This is a genomic window from Petrotoga mobilis SJ95 (assembly GCF_000018605.1).
GTDB classification, from domain to species: Bacteria; Thermotogota; Thermotogae; order Petrotogales; family Petrotogaceae; genus Petrotoga; species Petrotoga mobilis.
Genome location: NC_010003.1, coordinates 1830420 through 1847413 on the forward strand (window position 1 = coordinate 1830420; position 16994 = coordinate 1847413).

Genomic DNA, 16994 nt, shown 5'->3' on the forward strand with positions numbered 1-16994 from the left:
GCTATAGTAATAATGGGGGAGTTGTAATGGTTATTTTGTATTTATTAGTTGTACTATCTCTTACAATATCAATTGTAAATATCTTTCTTATGATCCGCTTAGGGCGTTTTTTACAAGAAAATAGCGAGACTGGTGAAAAATATGAAAATTTTGAGGAAGAAAAAAACCTCTATCTAGCAAGATTCCAGAAGATAACGTCTACAAGGTTGAGAGCCTTGGATAATAAAATTGAATTGGTAGATCAACTCATGAAAGATTTAGATGATGCTTATGCTAAAACTTTTTCATTGTTGACAGATTTAGAAAGAAAATTAGATTCGTATAAGAGGCAGGAGTTAGAAAATAAGGTCCAACCTTCAAAAAGCTTAGAAGATCAAAAGAATGATGAAGATCAAAAAGACATAGTTGACAAAGACGATAAGGTAAGGGTTTACGAGCTTTCACGAAAGCTGAATATGTCAAGCAAAGAGTTGGTTGATTTTATTAATACAAATACTGCTTTAGATGTTTCTAACCATTTGGTAAAGTTGTCACCGGAAGAAGAAAAGATGATAATTGAAAAAGTCAAAGGAGTCCCGACGGTATCTTCAAAGAACGAGAATAACCCTTCAAATGTTGATAAAGATAAAAATATAAATAAAGATAATAATAATTCTAAATACGACAAAACCAACAGAATTCTTGAACTATCTGAAAACGGCTACAGTCCTCAAGAAATAGCAAAGGAATTGAAAATCGGCGTAGGTGAAATAATGCTAGTTTTAAGTTTATTTAATAATCAGGAGAAATAAAGATGAATCTTTCTTTCTTAAAAGAGTCAGGCAAAATTTGAACTTTTCCTAGCGCTGATAGAATTTCAGCGGTTTTTCTTACAGTAAATTCACTGGTTTCAAACAAAAGATATTTAGATTTTAAAAGATGAGAATAATTGGATATCTTTTTAAAAAAACTTTGACCATCGTATCCCCCGTCAAGGGAAATTCTAGGCTCGTAACTTAAAAAACGATTTTTTTCTACGAAAGAAGTTTCAACGTATGGGGGATTCGAAATTATCAACTGTACTTCGTCAATCTCTTCCAAAAATGGATCTAAGCAATCACCAATTTTAAACCCAATATTGACACCTAATTTCTCAGCGTTGTATTGAGCTACTTTTATTGCATCTTCTGAAATATCAGAAGCCCGAACTTTAATTTTTGGTAATTGTTTTTTTATCGAGATTGCTATCACGCCAGAACCTGTCCCTATATCAATTACATTTTTTATATCTTTGTTTTTTATAAGATTTATTGCTAATATTACTAAATCTTCAGTTTCTATCCTAGGTATTAGTACGTTTTCATTTACAAAAAACTCATTTCCTAAAAAAGAAACTTTTTTGGTAATGTATTCTATAGGATAACCTTCTTTAAGGTGTTTAACCAAAAAATAAAAAGTTTGTTCAGAAATTTCTACTTCCCAGTCTTTTAAATAAAACGATATATCTTTATCTTCTATTTTTGATAATATTTTTAATATACGAAAGGGGGAGATTTTAAACTCCCCCTGAATTTTACCTACTAAATCGGTTATCTTCATTATCTTACCTCAAATACCCAATAGATTTCTAACTTCTTCACTCGCCATCTGCGGATCCCAAGGGGGGTCAAATGTAAGTTCAATATCTACATCGTTGATTTGTTCTATTTCTTTTACCTTCTCTTTAGCATTTTCTATTATCAAACCAGCCAAAGGACACATCGGCGTGGTTAAAGTCATCAAAATGTGAACGTTATTGTTCTCATCTATATCAACTTTGTATATTAAACCTAGAGAAACAATATCGAAACCAATTTCCATATCATAAACCTCTTTCAGAGCATTTATGATTTTATCTTTTTCTATATCAGGCATATGTGTCAACCTCCTCTTCAAAACATGTCGGAATTGAGAATTATTGAAGATTCTTCTTGAAATTTTTGGAACTCGTTCGGTAAAACTTTATCAAAGTACTCTTGAGCTTTTTTGTCTTTTAAGTTAAAAATTATTTGGTCTTTCGCTTCATCAAAAGTCAATTTTTTTTCTGGATATTTTCGTTCTATTTTTAAAAGGGCATAGGTACCGTTTTTAGCATCATACAAAAGAGGAGTTGTAATGAATCCTGGAGGATTGGCTTTTACAGTTTGCACTAATGAATTTGAATCATCTTTAAGGTCTATTCTCATAGTAGTGGCTGAATCGGTTTGTTCAAATACTTCATCATATGTATAATAACCTTCAATAATACGATTGTACGTGTAAGAAGCATCTTCTGTGCTATTGAATATAATCAGCTTTATATCAGCTGCGGGATCGGATTTATAAATAGCTTGGTTACTTTGATATTCCACTGTCATTTCTTCTTCGGTTATTTCTGTTTCTTGAATAATTTTAGTATAAAGTGCAGAAATTGAATTGTTATATAGTGTTGAATAAAATGCATCCTCTATATAATTTGTTTTTGAAGTGTAACCGATTGCTAAAAGGTAATTGTCAATTTCTTCATCAGGTATGCCAACATCTTTAAAGGTTTTAGAGAAGTTTTCTTCAATTGTGCTCCAGATTTCTTCTCGTTGTAAGTCTATGTTTTTTTGCTCAACAAACTGTATAAAAAGAACTTGATTGACGATCTTTAGAGCTTGATCCAGTAAATAAGTGTTCATGAGTTCGACACCTGTAGCTGTTCTGGTTAAAACAGAATAAAACTCAGGGTAAGAATTATAGAGATCTGACAAAAGATATACTGTTTGAGATCTTGATATTAAAAGTTCTTCATTGAGAGTTTCATCGTTAACTTTTGCAAAGGTTGTTTGTTCCAAGGGTTGATAAATAATTTCAGGATAAAGAACGGTGGAAATAAGAAAAACAAAAAATAACAATAAAAGATTTTTTTCCCTCAATGTCTCTGCCTCCTCATAAAATTCCTTCTTCGATGAATCGCTTAATAGGATTAAATGTTTTTCTATGCTCTGATATTATACCATACTTTTTTATGCTTTCAATGTGTTTCCTGGTAGGATAGCCTTTATGGGTTATAAAGCCATAATTAGGATATAGTTCATGTAGTTGATTCATATATATATCTCTTTCGTATTTTGCTACAATAGATGCGGCTCCTATCAGAGGGGATGTTTGATCTCCTTTGACAATACAATCGTAGTTATAATCAAGTTTGAAGAACTTTCCATCAATAATTACATAATAATCGTTGGCGTTTTCCTCTACGATTTTTTCTAATAACTTAATCATTGCTAGCTCAGTTGCCTTGAATATATTTATTTCATCTATCAATTGTGAAGTTGAAAAATTGCTATAATATTTAAAATTTCTCGTTATTTGAAAGTATCTTCTTTCCCTTTGTTTTGGAGATAGTGATTTTGAATCTTTTCCAATTTTTGCTAATAACTCACCCTCTTTTTTTGATTCTATAACGACAGCACCAACAAAAACAGGCCCAGCTAATGGGCCTCTTCCAGCTTCATCTATTCCAATTATTTTTTTGTACTTATTTAAAAGAGTTATTTCAATATTTTCTTTCATCTTAACCACCTTTGAAAATAACTATTTACTCTTTTTCGTAAGGGACTCCGTCAGCTGCAGGTGCTCTTGTTCTTCCAACAAATCCTCCAACGACAATTATAGTCAAAACGAAAGGCAATAAATTTAGTAAAGCTTTGATTTCTGAAGGGAGAACCATCAAAGTTTGAAGTTGAATGTTCATAGCTTCTGCAGCGCCGAAAAGCAAAGCTGCCCACATGGTCCCAATAGGATTCCAATTGCCTAATATCATAGCTGCCAAGGCAATGAATCCTTTGCCCGCAGGCATCTGTTCTTGAAACTGTCCTATATCACCTAGGGCTAGATACATTCCTCCTAATGCAGCAAGAACTCCACTCATTAAAACTCCAAAGTATCTTATCGCTTTTACGTTTACACCTAGCGTATCAGCAGCCCTGGGATTTTCCCCTACGGATCGCATTCTTAAGCCTAAAGGAGTTTTGTAAAGTAAAAACCAAGATCCAATGATTACTACTATTGCAATGTAGAAGAAAGAACTGATCTCTCCAAAAATTTCTCCAATGAAAGGAATGTTTTGAATTGCCTCAATTTTTACCGTTGGGATTTTAGCAACAAAGTCTGTTTGACCTTCTTGTCCAAAAACAGGTTTCATCAAAAAGCCAGTGAATCCTTGAGCGATTAGAATCAAAGCTGTGGCAGAAACGATTTGATTTGCCGACCATTCTATAGAAACATAGGCATGTAAAAATGCCAAAAGTAAACCTCCGGCCATACCTAAAAGAAGTCCAATCCAAGGGTTTCCAGTAAGAAAAGTAACAGCCACACCGATGAAAGCACCTAATTTCATTATACCTTCCAAAGCGATATTTGTTACTCCAGTTATTTCACTGTACACTCCTCCAATTCCTGCAAAAATTAAAGGTAAGGCGGAAAGAATTGTTAATTTATAAAATAAAGGTGAAGCAAAAGCGGTAAATATAGCTTCAAACCAATTCATTCATCTTCACCACCTTGAAGTGTATTAGGGGATTTTTTCTTTCCGAGCTGAGAAGCCTTTATGATCCAAGTTCGTATTATTCTATCCGCTGCGACAAAGTATATTATTATTCCTTGTATAACAACAATAATATCATCTGGTACACCTATAGTTTGCATAGCATTTGAACCAGATCTTAGTGAGGAGATAAGAAAAGCTGCAAAAATAATACCTATAGGATTGTTTTGACCGATCAATGCAATAGTTATTCCATCAAAACCTCTATCGCTTGTAAATGCACCAAAAATTCTATGATGAACGGACATAACTTCTAAAGCACCAGCTAAACCAGCTAACGCTCCTGAAATAGCCATTGTAAGTACAATATTTTTACTTATTGATATTCCTCCATACTCTGCTGCATATGGATTGAATCCCACAGCTTTAACTTCATATCCAGTTGTTGTTCTTTCTAATATTATATAAATAACAATTGCCGCAACGATGGCTATTAAAATACTAGAAGGAATGGTAGATGCTTGGACTGTTAACAGTGGAGGAAGTTGAGCACTTTCTGCAATTTCAGGGGATTTTGGAACGCCTGCACCTACAGCAAATGGTCCGGCTACCAGATAATTGGTAATATGATAAGCTATCCAGTTCAACATAATGGTAGTTATAACTTCGTGGGCACCTGTTTGAGCTTTAAGCCACCCTGCTATAGAGGCCCAAAAGGCTCCTCCAGCCATCCCTGCCAGAATAGTCAAAGGTATTGCTATAGCAGAAGGGACATTACCTAAGCTCAGTCCTACCGCTACCGCCATTATCCCACCCATAGCCATTTGACCTTCCGCACCTATATTGAAAACTCCTGCTCTGAATCCAAATCCTACAGCCAAACCAGTTAGTAACAAACTTGTCATTTTTGTTATATTGTCCGCCCAGGAAAGCCTGCTACCAACTGCGCCTTTAATCATAGCTCCATAGGCTTTTAAGGGGTTTTGGCCTATGGCTAAAATTATAATTGCTGCAATTAAAAGTGAAACTACAACCGCTAAAAAAGGAACTAGAAAAGACATCCATCTTGATTTCATAAGTTTTGAGGAAGAAGTCACTTTATTAGCGCCTCCTATTTATAGACTTTTAATTTCTCCAGCCTCTTCCATTAATTTTACTTCATCTAAACTCTTTCCTGCCATCATTAAACCGATCTCTTCGATTGTTAATTGACCATTTTCAAATTCACCCATGGATTTTCCTTCATACATAACCATTATTCTATCAGATAGAGACAAGATTTCGTCGAGTTCCATAGATATAAGTAAAATAGCAACTCCTTCTTGCCTCAAGTGTATCAATTCTTTGTGAACATATTCTATTGCTCCCACGTCTAATCCTCTTGTTGGTTGAGAAACAACTATAAATGTTGGTGAAGTGCCAATTTCTCGCGCTATGATAACTTTTTGTTGGTTTCCACCAGACAAATTTCCTGTATATATATCAATCTCAGGTGGTCTAACGTCAAATTTTTCAATGAGATCTTTGGAGAAATCCCTTATACCATCAAATTTTAGGAATCCTCTTTCTGAAAATTGTGGTTTGTCATGAGAACCTAAAATTAGATTAAAATAATTTGGGAATTCATGAACCATACCTCTTTTTTGTCTATCTTCAGGTATGTGAGCTATGCCTAGCTCTCTTAATTCTTTCACAGATAAATTACTGACCTCTTTCCCTTGAAAATAGTACTTGCCTCTTTCTATTTTTCTGAGCCCAGTTAAGGCCTCGGCGAGTTCAGACTGTCCATTTCCTGCTACTCCTGCGATCCCTAGAATCTGGTTTTTTCTAACTTCAAAGGTAATACCTCTTACGGCATCTAACTTTCTATTGTCTTTTACCCATAAATTTTCAACTTTCACAAGTACTTCTCCTGGTTCTATACCTGGTCGATCTATACTTAGAACAACTTCTCTTCCAACCATCATATTAGCCAATTCTTTTTCGTTTGTCTCTGAAGTTTTAACGTTACCCGTAACCTTCCCAAGTCTCATAACGGTAATATTATCGCTTATCTCCAGCACTTCTTTCAATTTATGGCTAATGAAAATAATAGTCTTACCATCTTTTTTGAGACTTCTCAATATTTCAAAGAGCTCTTGAGTTTCTTGGGGGGTTAAAACTGCTGTTGGTTCGTCGAGAATTAAAATGTCCGCTCCACGATAAAGTGTTTTAATTATTTCGACTCTCTGTTGCATTCCTACAGGAATATCTTCGATCTTTGCTTCTACATCTACTTTGAGTCCATACTTTCCTGACAATTCCTCAACATCTTTTTTGGCTTTTTTAAAATTAAAAATAACTCCCCTTGTGGGTTCGTTTCCTAAAACAACGTTTTCCGCAACTGATAAATTTTCAACCAGCATAAAATGTTGATGAACCATGCCTATACCATTGTCTATAGCATCAGAAGGGCCTTTGATATCAACTTTTTTTCCTTTTATGTAAATCTCGCCGCTTGTGGGTTGGTACAAACCATAGAGTTGATTCATCAAAGTGGTTTTTCCAGCGCCATTCTCACCGATTAGTGCATGAATCTCTCCTTTTTTTACTTTAAAGGTAACTTTATCATTTGCAACAACCCTGGGAAATATTTTAGTTATTTCATTCATGTATACTGCATAGTCATTTAACTCTTCATGGATATTTTCTGTTTGAGGCATCTGCAACCTCCTTTCAACTTCAGGAATAAAAGTTTTAACAAACTTTGATAAATAATCTACAAAATAGGCGGGATTTTATCCCGCCTCATATTTGCAATAAATGAGTAAATTAGAATGGAAAAACTATATTACTTGCATTAAAGGAACCTAATTCAGCTTCGCTTTGAGGGATATTGATTTTTCCTTCCTTGGCAAGTGATTGTAAATATGCCAATTCTGCTATTACTTCGTTTGGTATAAGTCCCTTGGTATATTTCATTGGAGATATTCCAACACCGTCATCGACTATACCTAAGTTGTTATGTCCAGATTGAAAATATCTTGCTGACAAAGCTGAGTTGATACCATCAAAAGTTGCTACATCGATCTTTTTTGTGATACTAAGTAAAACATAACCAGGTGCCATATAATCTTGATCAACATCGACTCCTATTGCGAAGTAACCCTCACCTTTTTCATAATATTTATCTATAACCTGTTGTAGAGGCGCATTTGCTGGTAAACCGTAGAAAGACATTCCTTTTTCTTTTGCAGCGTCGATGACACCATTACCTGTTGCACCAGCGGCTGCGAAGACGATATCTGCGCCGTTGTCGTATTGAGAAAGGGTTAACTGTTTGCCCTTTGCCGGGTCTTCAAAACTGGCAGCGTACCCGATTAAAACTTGGACATTGGAACCATGGATTTGATTGTAGGCTTCAACTCCTGCTCTGTAACCTATTTCATATCTTTTGACCGGGGGTATTTCTATTCCACCAACGAAACCTATCTTACCTGTTTTGGTCATGGCAGCCGCTACGTATCCACCTAAGAAGCCTGCCTCATGTTCTTTGAAGGTGTAAAGGGCTAAATTGTTTGGGACCGTTTGACCTGGAGATGGTTCTATATCTATTCCTATGAAAAATGTATCGGGATATTGAGCGGAGATATTGAATAAGGCATCTGCCATCATAAATCCAACTCCAATTACTACATCTCCTCTTTGAGCTGCGTTGGTTAGATTTGGAATATAATCAGTTTGTTCCTTGGAAATGATTATTTCTCCCTCAACATTTGGAAGTTGATCCATAGCCATTTGAACTCCAGCCCATGTTCCGTCGTTGAAAGACTTGTCTCCCAAACCACCCACATCAGTTACCATAATAACTTTTAAAGCGAAAGAACTTACAAACATTAAACTGATTAAACTAAGAACTAGCAACTTTTTCATGTTTTCCTACCTCCTTTGGGTAAATTTACTTGTTTTTTTGAAAGTAAAAGTTTCTAACAAACAACAGAGAAGTTAAAAGTAATAAAATTATTCCAAATATATAGTTTATAGTGTAGTCAACAGTGTGAATACTAGGATAGCCAGTTTGGCTGAAAACCTGAAGGGGAGTTACTTGTATGAAGCTAAGAATGCTTATTATATACATAGATATTAAAGAAACAAATTTTGTGATTTTCTCTTCAAAAATGACAAGAATCGTTAAACTTAAAAAAAACAAAAGAAAGATTTTTGTACCATAAACAGTGTTATAGGCTCTTAAATTTATTTTGTCGACCTTTTCTACATCAAAAAAGGTTTTTATACTGGGTAACAAGGGATCGATTAGATCAGTAGATTGAAGGAGTTGGTTTGAAGTTTCTATGAATTTAGATTCGAATTCTGCATCAGAAAATTTTAACACATCGTTGGCTTGGACTTTTAATGCGTCTAACTCATTATAGATATTTCTTTCTGCAATTTCTGATGAATTAACAAAGTCAATAACCTCTTTTGAAAAATCAAGTGGTATACTTCGGTAATTTTGTACTTTATCAATTTTCAAGCCGTCTCTATTTGTTTGAACCGATGATCCTTGTAGGTTTGACAAAACTTGTGAGTTCAAAAGATCAGCTAAAAAAGATGAAAAAGTTGATCTATAAAAAGTGTTGACTTTTGAGTATTCGCTTCCTAAGTATGAATTCAAACTGGATATAGTTTTATGCAATGGAGCATGTGGGTAAACAACAACATCGTTCAATAATTGAGTTTCAAAAGTGGAATTATCAAACTGAGTATTATTTTGCATCAAAAGATCGTAAGAATAATATGAGGGTACGAATAAAGTAAGCAACACCAAGAAAAAAATGGAAAAGTTTATAATTTTTTCTGTAAAATTGGTCTTTTTTCCGAAACTTTTAAAGAGCAAAACGGCTAAAAACAAAAACACAAAAGTAACTATATAACTTCCATATAGAAAGGAAGATATTGTATCTTTTATAGGATTGTAGAAGGTCAGAAGATAGACAAATTCAACTCCAAAAATACTTAAAGCTGTCACCCAAAGATACTTTCTTAAAAATAAGAAAGTTATAAGAATCAAAACAGCATAGATGATAATTCTTATAAAAGAAATATTAGTCCCAGTCTTGCCTTCCTCAATAAATATTTGAGTGACTTGTTGTACTTGGCGGTTGGTTTCATCTATTAGCGAATTGACATAATTGTAAGAGAGCTGATCTATCGCGATTTGGAGTGGCCTTCCAGTTATACCAGATTGTACAAGCTGCTGAATTCCTTGTTCTAAACTTTCTCTATTTTCTAATATTATCTCATTAAATTCAGGATTAGCTTCCCCTTCATATATGTAAAATCTTTTATCTAAAATCTCAGCCTTAGATTCGAATCTTTCAATATTAGTGAAAGGAGCGGTATCAACAATTCCCAAAGAATATATAATAACGTTGCCAAAATAAGTTAAAGCATCATTTTCTAAAGATCTTGTATAATCTTGAACGGTTGCAAAGTAGGCTGGCATAGATCTAATCATCTCTTGTGTAATTTGTTCGCCAGAAAGATCGGATTGAACATACACTAAGAATCCCGCAAAAGCCAATTTTTCTTCAATTGTAGTTAATTGAGACTCTACATTGTCATAAATCTGAGAAAGATAAGTTTGAATATTTGTAGGTCTATCAACGTATTCAGCACTTCCTATCATTTGAGTTCTATAAAATCTATACAATCCTAAATTGTTAAGTTCTTGGAAAAAAGAATTGAATTCTTCGTTGGAAAGATTACCATCACTGTTGTAGGTTTGAATAAGCGATGTATAAACATCTCTAACTGCTTCAACATCGAGGGTGAAAGCTGTTAAAGAAAAAATGACTGTAATTAATAAAATGGCTAATTTCTTCATCTCTATCCTCCAAATTATGTAATTATTTAGAACAACAAATAAATGATTGATTTTATTATATCATTTTTTTTGTAGTTGTTCAACCTTGGATTATCTTAATTATACTTGATTATTAGTAATTATATCCTTTTAAAAACGATTAAAGATGATTAAGAGCTTTTTCATTAAAAAATTAAGGTAATTAAATGTTGATTGAGAAAATCTGATGTGGTAAAATAATCCTATAAAATACTTATAAGAGGAGAGATTGATATTTCAAAAAAATTTCATTTCTTAATGGTTCTATCTATTTTTTTGGCAGCGTCTTTATTTTCAGAATCAATTTTTTTAGAAGTCAACAATTTCAACATTGGGGAAAGAGCATTTCATATAGATTTGGGCAAAAATTACGCGATAATTGCCGATTACCAAGGTACAGCTCATTTTATAGATATCTTTACTTTAGAAAAAATTGAGTTTACACAAGCTATCTTACCTATGGGTGGAGCATTCGATGGAGAATTTTTTTATGTTATTGATAATTACAATAAAGAATTACTAAAAATCAAAAACAACAAGGTGATGCAAAAATTAATCTTAGATTCTAAACCTGTAAATATAAAACTTATAAACAACGAATTGTACATATTAGGCACAAATCCTTTTAAATTATACATTGTCGATTACAACCTGTTTATAAAAAAATCAATGGTCCTTCCTGTGCATAGCCCGTTAATTAGAAATATAGGCAACCAAGTTTTTATACCTTTATTTGATAATTTTCAAAACAACGTGTTTTTAACCGATTTGCTTTTTTTGATTCCTAATAATGATACTTATATTGTAAATTATAACCATATAGAACATCCTATAGATATTGTAGGATCAAATGGAATCATTTATATGGTTTCGTATTACAATGGCAATTTGTATAGGAATGATTTCAGAAAACAGCCTAAAATAGCTCAATTTGGAAGGTACACTACAAACATTGAGATATACAAAAATAATATTGTGGGCAATTCTCTCATGGGTGGTGTTTATTACTACGATCTCTCCTCTGGTGAAACCAACGTTATTTTAGATGATGTACCAATTAGTGATATTTCTGTTTCTCCCAATGGACAATACTTATTCGCTATCTCACATATAGAAAATAAGCTTTTTGTAATTGAGGGTACGAACGTCTATCAAACAATTGATACCTACAATTATCCAATCGACGTTGAGTCTCCTACTGATAATGTAGTTTTGGTACTTTGTACCGATTCTTCGAAGTTGCAGGTTATAAGATACTTTGAATGAGTGTTTTAATATCAAACACCGTTTTTTGTAATTTATCTTTGTATATATCAGAAATTTCTTTGAAATCATAATTTGAAGAAACGGTGTCGTAATAGATAAAGGGTATTTCAGGAGTGCTTTTATAAAAAAAGTTGTAATCTTCCTTTATGTTTTTTAGGACTCTTCTATTCTTAACATTGTTGAAAGTTAATGTTTGCCCAGCAAAAAAGATTCCAGTTAGAGCACTGTGTAAACGATCAGATATAATTATTTTAGATTGAGAAATTTCTTTGGTTATTTTATTTGGGTCTTTAAAAGGGAATTCAGCGGATACCTTGGTTTCTTTTCTAATGTTTTCAACTAATTCATAATTTTTTAATGTGTCTTGGGTTGCATTTATTACTAAAGTGGAAAGTGTATAATGTTCAAAAGTTGATAAGAATTCTGTTAAAAGCTGTAAATCATGTTCTTCTTTCAAACAAACTGATATTTTGTCTGTTTTTTTATAAGTATAATTTAAAAAAGGATATGGTCCTACATCTACACCTAGAGAGATATTTTTATTGTATTTTTTTGCAAAGACATAAGATGTTTCATCTCTCAAATTAGCGTAAAGTTTTGGGTAAGAAAGGATTTTCTTTAATTTTTGGAGGCTTCGTTTTTGGTTAAAAGATCCAAAACCTTGGGATAACAGTAAGATTGTTTTATTAAATTTTTCCCCCAGGTGGGCTATATAGTAATAGTACATAAAACTTCTGTAAGATGTTTCGGATTGAAAAAGGTTTCCTCCTCCAAAAATTATAACATCACTCTCTTTTATAGTTTTACGTATTTCGTAGAAATTGAATCTTGGAACAGTGATTATTTGAAATCTATATTCTTCATCGAATTCCAACTCGTTTTCAAGAGGTAAGAATATAATTCCATCGAATTTTATTTCATTTAATATTTGTAAGAAACTTTTTAACAATAGATCATCTCCATAGTTGCCGTACCCATAAAACCCAATTAAAAAAATTTTTTTCATCTTTTTTCCTCCAAATTAATTATTTAAAAATCATTATTTAGGAAAATGTTGTTTTTGAAAAGAAAAATAAAATAGATAAAATAAAGGTGGGTGAAAATTATTGTTTGATAATATCAATTTTCAGATTATTCCAAATACTATGGATGCATTATCTTTAAGGCAAAATGTGATTTCTCAAAATATAGCAAATTATGAAACACCTGGGTACAAAAGAAAGTACGTTGATTTTGAAAACGAGTTACAAAAAGCGTTGAGTGAAGATTCAGCTTTGACTCTTAAAGTGAATAGAGACCAACACATAAATAATACCTTATCTTTAGGAAAAATTCAACCAAATATTCAAATAGATAATTCCAAATCGCTTAGAGATGACGGAAACAATGTCGACCCCGATATGGAATTGGTAAGAATGACTCAAAATACCTTAAAATACAACACTTTATCCAGATTGACGACCTATGCAATCCAAAGATATGAAACAGCTATTAGAGGTGGTAAATGATGGATGGGTTATTTAAGGTTTTGGATATTGCTGCAAGCGGTATGACAGCAGAAAGATTTAGGTTAGACGTTATTTCTCAGAATTTGGCTAATTCAGATACAACTAGGACAGAAGAAGGTGGACCTTACAGAAGAAAAGCAGTAATCTTTCAAGAAGCACTCAGTGAAAGTACAAATGGAGATAGGAATTTTGGCGGAGTGAAGGTCTCTTCTATAGTAGAGGATCCCTCACCTTTTAGATTAGTATATGACCCTAACCACCCCGATGCAGACGCTGAAGGATACGTTAGTTATCCTAATGTCAATGTATTACGAGAAATGGTCGATATGATGTCTGCCCAAAGAGCTTATGAGATGAATGCAGCGGTTGTAAATTCAGCCAAAAGCATGTACAATTCTGCCCTTGGAATAGGCAGATAAGTAAGGAGGTGAGCATTGATGACAGAAGGTATAAATGGAATAAATGGGATTGACCCCAATAAATTAGCTCCAGAAAAAACTAAACAAGAAGATAAAAATTTAGACTTTTCTAAATTATTAAAAGATGCAATTGAGGAAGTAAATTCAATCCAAAAGAATGCTGATAAAGTTGCAGCAGATTATGCCGCAGGCAATATAACGGATATACATCAAGTTATGATTGCTGCAGAAAAGGCTTCTCTTTCGTTACAATTAACAACAGAAGTTACAAATAGAATCGTTGAAGCATATAAAGAAATAATGAGAATGCAGATTTAATTATGTTTTTTCTCCCTTATAAATATTATCAATTTGATCTTTAAATGGTTGGGTATTTTTACCCAATCTTTTTGTTTTATTATATTTTATTAAAATTTAAAAAAAGTTGATAAAAGTTTGTTATAATTTATGCATATAGTGAAAGGAGGTGATTTTTATGGAAGAAATAATCAAAAGTGCAGAAAAGTACATTGAGGAAAATCCTGAAGTAGATTTAGAAAAGTTGGAAGAATTCTTAAGAGGAATCTACGATGAAAAAGACGTTGATGAGTACTTTGCTCAGATCGGTGAAATTTTATCAGCGATGGAAAATTATTATGAAGATCCTTTAGATCTATTCATTAATGATGATGAAAAAGATAATAAATAAGGGGGAGGGCAAAGTTGACAAAAGAAGAAAGAAGTTGGATTTTGTACGATTGGGCGAATTCCGCGTATTCAGTTGCTATAACCACCGCACTGTTACCAATATTCTTTAAGGATTATGCCGCTGCTCACATGCCAGATTATTTATCGACTGCTTATTGGGGTTATTCATCTACTATAGCAACTTTGATAGTGGCAATTTTGGCACCAATTTTAGGGACATTAGCTGATTATAAGGATTATAAAAAAAGGTTCTTGCTTTTCTTTCTTTTGATGGGTGTTGTGTTTACAGCTTCTTTGTCATTGATTCAAGAAGGACAATGGTTTTTTGCCTTAGTGTTATATGTTTTATCAAGCATAGGATTCTCTGGAGCCAATGTTTTCTACGATTCCTTTTTAACGGATGTAACTTCAAAAGAACGTATGAATTAGGTATCATCTAGCGGTTTTGGATGGGGTTATATAGGTAGTACTATACCATTTTTAATTGGACTTATTTTTATCTTGAATCCTTCATTAATCGGCCTTAAATCTACTACTGCAGCAACAAAGTTGGCATTTGTTATCACTGCAGTGTGGTGGTTTGTTTTTTCAATCCCAATCATGAAAAATGTTAAGCAAACATACTATGTAGAAAAAACGAAAACTCCAATAAAAGATTCTTTTAAAAGGCTCTCGCAATTTTTAAAGAATATGAAAGGCAACAAAAATGTTTTTCTCTTTTTATTGGCATATTTTTTCTATATAGATGGAGTGGATACAATAATAAGGATGTCTTCTTCTTACGGACTTGATGTTGGACTTAACGCCAACGATTTGCTGGTCGCTTTTTTGGTGATACAAATAGTAGCTTTTCCGTTTGCCTTGTTGTATGGAAGATTATCCAAGAGATTTTCTACAAAAAATTTGATATATTTTGCAATTTTTGTCTATACTTTTATCACTGTTTTTGCTTTTTTCTTAGAAACCATTGTCCAATTTTGGATATTAGCTATGTTAGTAGCATCTTCTCAAGGTGGGATTCAAGCTCTTAGCAGGTCACTTTATGGTCGCATGATACCAAAGGATCGATCTGCAGAGTATTTTGGGTTCTACAATATATTTGGAAAATTTTCAGCAATTTTGGGGCCCTTTTTAGTAGGGATCTTCACACAAATTGGGAAGAGTTCTAGATGGGGAGTTGCAAGCTTGCTCTTTTTGTTTATCATTGGAGGAATACTTTTCTATTTTGTAAAAGAGCCTGAAGAAGCGTAAAATTATCGGCTAGAAAGGAGATGCAAATATGGATAGTCACGGTAGTTTCTGTGAATTTCTCGATCTACCACCGTAATGATTGAAAGGAGGAGTAAAATTGAAGGTTGAAGTAAAAGTTGATATAAAAAAATTAATAAACGAAAAGGAGTTTAAACTTCTAAAAGAGTTGTTAAAAGAACAAGAACCCGCAAAAATAGTAGAGATGATTGAAGAATTACCTCACGATGAAAAAATTGTTGTTTTCAGATTTTTGCCTAAAGACACCGCTGCAGAAGTTTTTTCTCAGTTAGAGAAAGATGATCAAATGGAACTACTTTCTCTTTTTAAAGAAGATAAGTTGAAAGAAATAATAGAAAATATGGAACCAGATGATAGAGCTGATCTTTTAGAAGAACTTCCTGCCAACGTAGTAAAGCGCTTACTTGCCCATCTTTCTCCTGAAGAGAGGCAAAACACTGTTATTCTTCTTAATTATCCAGAATACTCTGCAGGAAGGATAATGAACCCAAATTTTTTGGATCTCAAAGAAAGTATGACAGTTAAAGAAGCGCTTAATCATATTAAGGATGAAGGCAATAAAAAAGAGACTATCTACACTTTGTTTGTGATAGATAACACTAGAAAATTGAAGGGGACAGTAGAATTAAAAGATTTGATTTTTTCAGAAGAGAATGAGATTATAAAAAATATAATGAATGAAACCCCAATCTATTCAACGGTTTACGATGATGAGGAAGAAGTTGCAAGGGTCATGCAAGATTATGATCTTTTAGCTATTCCAGTAACAGATAGCGAAAAAAGACTGGTAGGGATAATAACCATTGACGATATTGTAGATGTTTTAGAAGAATCAGCCACAGAAGATATCCAAAAAATGGCAGCAGTAGGAGTAACAGAGACTTCTTATTTTCATACTTCGATTTGGGAACTTGTAAAAAGTAGAGTAATTTGGCTTGGTGCTTTACTACTTTTTGAGAGTATTGCTGTTTTTGTAATTGAAGGATTTTCAGACGTTCTACAGAAAATTACTGTATTAGCAGCATTTATGCCGACCATTAACGCCATAGGCGGAAATACTGGAAGTCAAATGTCTGCTATAGTAATTAGATCAATGGCAGTTGGAGATATTGAAGAGGATGATTTTAAAAAGGTTTTAGGAAAAGAGTTTTTTTCTGGTATAATTTTAGGTATAATTCTAGGAGTAATCATGTTTTTAAGATCAATAGTCAATACTCGAGAACCCTTAATTATGTTGAGTTTATCTTTATCTATAATTATAGTAGTTATGATTTCAAATCTTTTAGGAGCCATACTACCTTTTCTTGCCAAAAAGATACATTTAGATCCTGCTTTGATCTCTGGACCATTTATTTCTACTTTGATGGATATACTAAGTATGTTTTTTTATTTTTCTATTTCCGCGTTACTTCTTAAAGATTTGTTATGAA

At 33.0% G+C, this 16994-nt stretch carries 17 protein-coding genes and 1 pseudogene; 8 read left to right on the forward strand and 10 right to left on the reverse strand.

Going from position 1 to position 16994, the window contains the following annotated elements:
- Positions 1-26 precede the first annotated feature (26 nt).
- Complete coding sequence (locus PMOB_RS08595) at positions 27-791, forward strand: DUF6115 domain-containing protein (protein ID WP_012209463.1); 765 nt, start codon at positions 27-29, stop codon at positions 789-791.
- Here the strand turns inward: PMOB_RS08595 and PMOB_RS08600 are convergent.
- From PMOB_RS08600 to PMOB_RS08640, 9 genes are all read right to left on the reverse strand, one after another.
- A complete protein-coding gene (locus PMOB_RS08600) occupies positions 772-1578 on the reverse strand; it encodes a N5-glutamine methyltransferase family protein (RefSeq protein ID WP_012209464.1) in 807 nt (268 codons plus the stop codon). The two genes, PMOB_RS08595 and PMOB_RS08600, sit on opposite strands and share 20 nt — an antisense overlap.
- 9 nt (positions 1579-1587) lie before the next feature.
- The gene (locus PMOB_RS08605; protein ID WP_012209465.1) at positions 1588-1893 is read right to left on the reverse strand and encodes a metal-sulfur cluster assembly factor; all 306 of its coding nucleotides are present in this window, start codon (positions 1891-1893) and stop codon (positions 1588-1590) included.
- 17 nt (positions 1894-1910) lie between these two features.
- The gene (locus PMOB_RS08610) at positions 1911-2918 is read right to left on the reverse strand and encodes a peptidyl-prolyl cis-trans isomerase (protein ID WP_012209466.1); all 1008 of its coding nucleotides are present in this window, start codon (positions 2916-2918) and stop codon (positions 1911-1913) included.
- A 13-nt stretch (positions 2919-2931) separates the two neighbouring features.
- On the reverse strand, positions 2932-3558 hold the full coding sequence (locus tag PMOB_RS08615; protein ID WP_012209467.1) for a ribonuclease HII: 627 nt from the start codon (positions 3556-3558) through the stop codon (positions 2932-2934).
- A 25-nt stretch (positions 3559-3583) separates the two neighbouring features.
- Positions 3584-4534 carry an ABC transporter permease gene (locus PMOB_RS08620; protein ID WP_012209468.1) on the reverse strand — a complete coding sequence of 317 codons (951 nt, stop codon included), beginning with the start codon at positions 4532-4534 and terminating at the stop codon, positions 3584-3586.
- Positions 4531-5607: an ABC transporter permease gene (locus PMOB_RS08625; RefSeq protein ID WP_041534425.1), complete on the reverse strand. Its 1077-nt coding sequence runs from the start codon at positions 5605-5607 to the stop codon at positions 4531-4533. Before PMOB_RS08625 ends, PMOB_RS08620 begins: the two co-directional genes overlap by 4 nt.
- 39 nt (positions 5608-5646) lie before the next feature.
- Positions 5647-7233, reverse strand: coding sequence for an ABC transporter ATP-binding protein (locus tag PMOB_RS08630; RefSeq protein ID WP_012209470.1), 1587 nt, complete (start codon positions 7231-7233; stop codon positions 5647-5649).
- 109 nt (positions 7234-7342) lie between these two features.
- Entirely contained in the window at positions 7343-8443 is a 1101-nt protein-coding gene (locus PMOB_RS08635) for a BMP family lipoprotein (RefSeq protein WP_012209471.1), read from the reverse strand.
- A 25-nt stretch (positions 8444-8468) separates the two neighbouring features.
- Positions 8469-10397: a hypothetical protein gene (locus PMOB_RS08640; protein WP_012209472.1), complete on the reverse strand. Its 1929-nt coding sequence runs from the start codon at positions 10395-10397 to the stop codon at positions 8469-8471.
- A gap of 294 nt (positions 10398-10691) precedes the next feature.
- Between PMOB_RS08640 and PMOB_RS08645 the strand changes: the two genes are divergently transcribed.
- Positions 10692-11681 (forward strand): WD40 repeat domain-containing protein, encoded by a 990-nt coding sequence (locus tag PMOB_RS08645; protein ID WP_147429918.1) that lies wholly within the window; start codon positions 10692-10694, stop codon positions 11679-11681.
- Here the strand turns inward: PMOB_RS08645 and PMOB_RS10330 are convergent.
- Positions 11662-12687 carry a polysaccharide pyruvyl transferase family protein gene (locus PMOB_RS10330; protein ID WP_012209474.1) on the reverse strand — a complete coding sequence of 342 codons (1026 nt, stop codon included), beginning with the start codon at positions 12685-12687 and terminating at the stop codon, positions 11662-11664. The two genes, PMOB_RS08645 and PMOB_RS10330, sit on opposite strands and share 20 nt — an antisense overlap.
- A gap of 100 nt (positions 12688-12787) precedes the next feature.
- On the opposite strand from PMOB_RS10330, the gene flgB reads away from it, so the two are divergent.
- The 6 genes and pseudogenes from flgB to mgtE all read left to right on the forward strand — a co-directional run bounded on the left by flgB (position 12788) and on the right by mgtE (position 16993).
- Complete coding sequence (gene flgB / locus PMOB_RS08655) at positions 12788-13189, forward strand: flagellar basal body rod protein FlgB (RefSeq protein WP_012209475.1); 402 nt, start codon at positions 12788-12790, stop codon at positions 13187-13189.
- Positions 13186-13608: a flagellar basal body rod protein FlgC gene (gene flgC, locus PMOB_RS08660; protein WP_012209476.1), complete on the forward strand. Its 423-nt coding sequence runs from the start codon at positions 13186-13188 to the stop codon at positions 13606-13608. Before flgB ends, flgC begins: the two co-directional genes overlap by 4 nt.
- Positions 13609-13626: 18 nt before the next feature.
- A complete protein-coding gene (fliE, locus tag PMOB_RS08665) occupies positions 13627-13926 on the forward strand; it encodes a flagellar hook-basal body complex protein FliE (protein ID WP_012209477.1) in 300 nt (99 codons plus the stop codon).
- Positions 13927-14083: 157 nt separating this feature from the next.
- The gene (locus PMOB_RS08670; RefSeq protein WP_012209478.1) at positions 14084-14296 is read left to right on the forward strand and encodes a hypothetical protein; all 213 of its coding nucleotides are present in this window, start codon (positions 14084-14086) and stop codon (positions 14294-14296) included.
- A gap of 14 nt (positions 14297-14310) precedes the next feature.
- Positions 14311-15546 (forward strand): annotated as a pseudogene (locus PMOB_RS08675) (MFS transporter).
- A gap of 97 nt (positions 15547-15643) precedes the next feature.
- Entirely contained in the window at positions 15644-16993 is a 1350-nt protein-coding gene (mgtE, locus tag PMOB_RS08680) for a magnesium transporter (RefSeq protein WP_012209479.1), read from the forward strand.
- The last annotated feature ends 1 nt before the right edge of the window (position 16994 follow it).

Coding starts and splice junctions, on each gene's coding strand:
- PMOB_RS08630 (WP_012209470.1), bottom strand. CDS start 7,233: ATGCCTCAAACAGAAAATATCCATGAAGAGTTAAATGACTATGCAGTA.
- PMOB_RS08600 (WP_012209464.1), bottom strand. CDS start 1,578: ATGAAGATAACCGATTTAGTAGGTAAAATTCAGGGGGAGTTTAAAATC.
- PMOB_RS08605 (WP_012209465.1), bottom strand. CDS start 1,893: ATGCCTGATATAGAAAAAGATAAAATCATAAATGCTCTGAAAGAGGTT.
- PMOB_RS08625 (WP_041534425.1), bottom strand. CDS start 5,607: ATGAAATCAAGATGGATGTCTTTTCTAGTTCCTTTTTTAGCGGTTGTA.
- flgC (WP_012209476.1), top strand. CDS start 13,186: ATGATGGATGGGTTATTTAAGGTTTTGGATATTGCTGCAAGCGGTATG.
- PMOB_RS08640 (WP_012209472.1), bottom strand. CDS start 10,397: ATGAAGAAATTAGCCATTTTATTAATTACAGTCATTTTTTCTTTAACA.
- PMOB_RS08595 (WP_012209463.1), top strand. CDS start 27: ATGGTTATTTTGTATTTATTAGTTGTACTATCTCTTACAATATCAATT.
- fliE (WP_012209477.1), top strand. CDS start 13,627: ATGACAGAAGGTATAAATGGAATAAATGGGATTGACCCCAATAAATTA.
- PMOB_RS10330 (WP_012209474.1), bottom strand. CDS start 12,687: ATGAAAAAAATTTTTTTAATTGGGTTTTATGGGTACGGCAACTATGGA.
- PMOB_RS08615 (WP_012209467.1), bottom strand. CDS start 3,558: ATGAAAGAAAATATTGAAATAACTCTTTTAAATAAGTACAAAAAAATA.
- PMOB_RS08620 (WP_012209468.1), bottom strand. CDS start 4,534: ATGAATTGGTTTGAAGCTATATTTACCGCTTTTGCTTCACCTTTATTT.
- PMOB_RS08670 (WP_012209478.1), top strand. CDS start 14,084: ATGGAAGAAATAATCAAAAGTGCAGAAAAGTACATTGAGGAAAATCCT.
- PMOB_RS08635 (WP_012209471.1), bottom strand. CDS start 8,443: ATGAAAAAGTTGCTAGTTCTTAGTTTAATCAGTTTAATGTTTGTAAGT.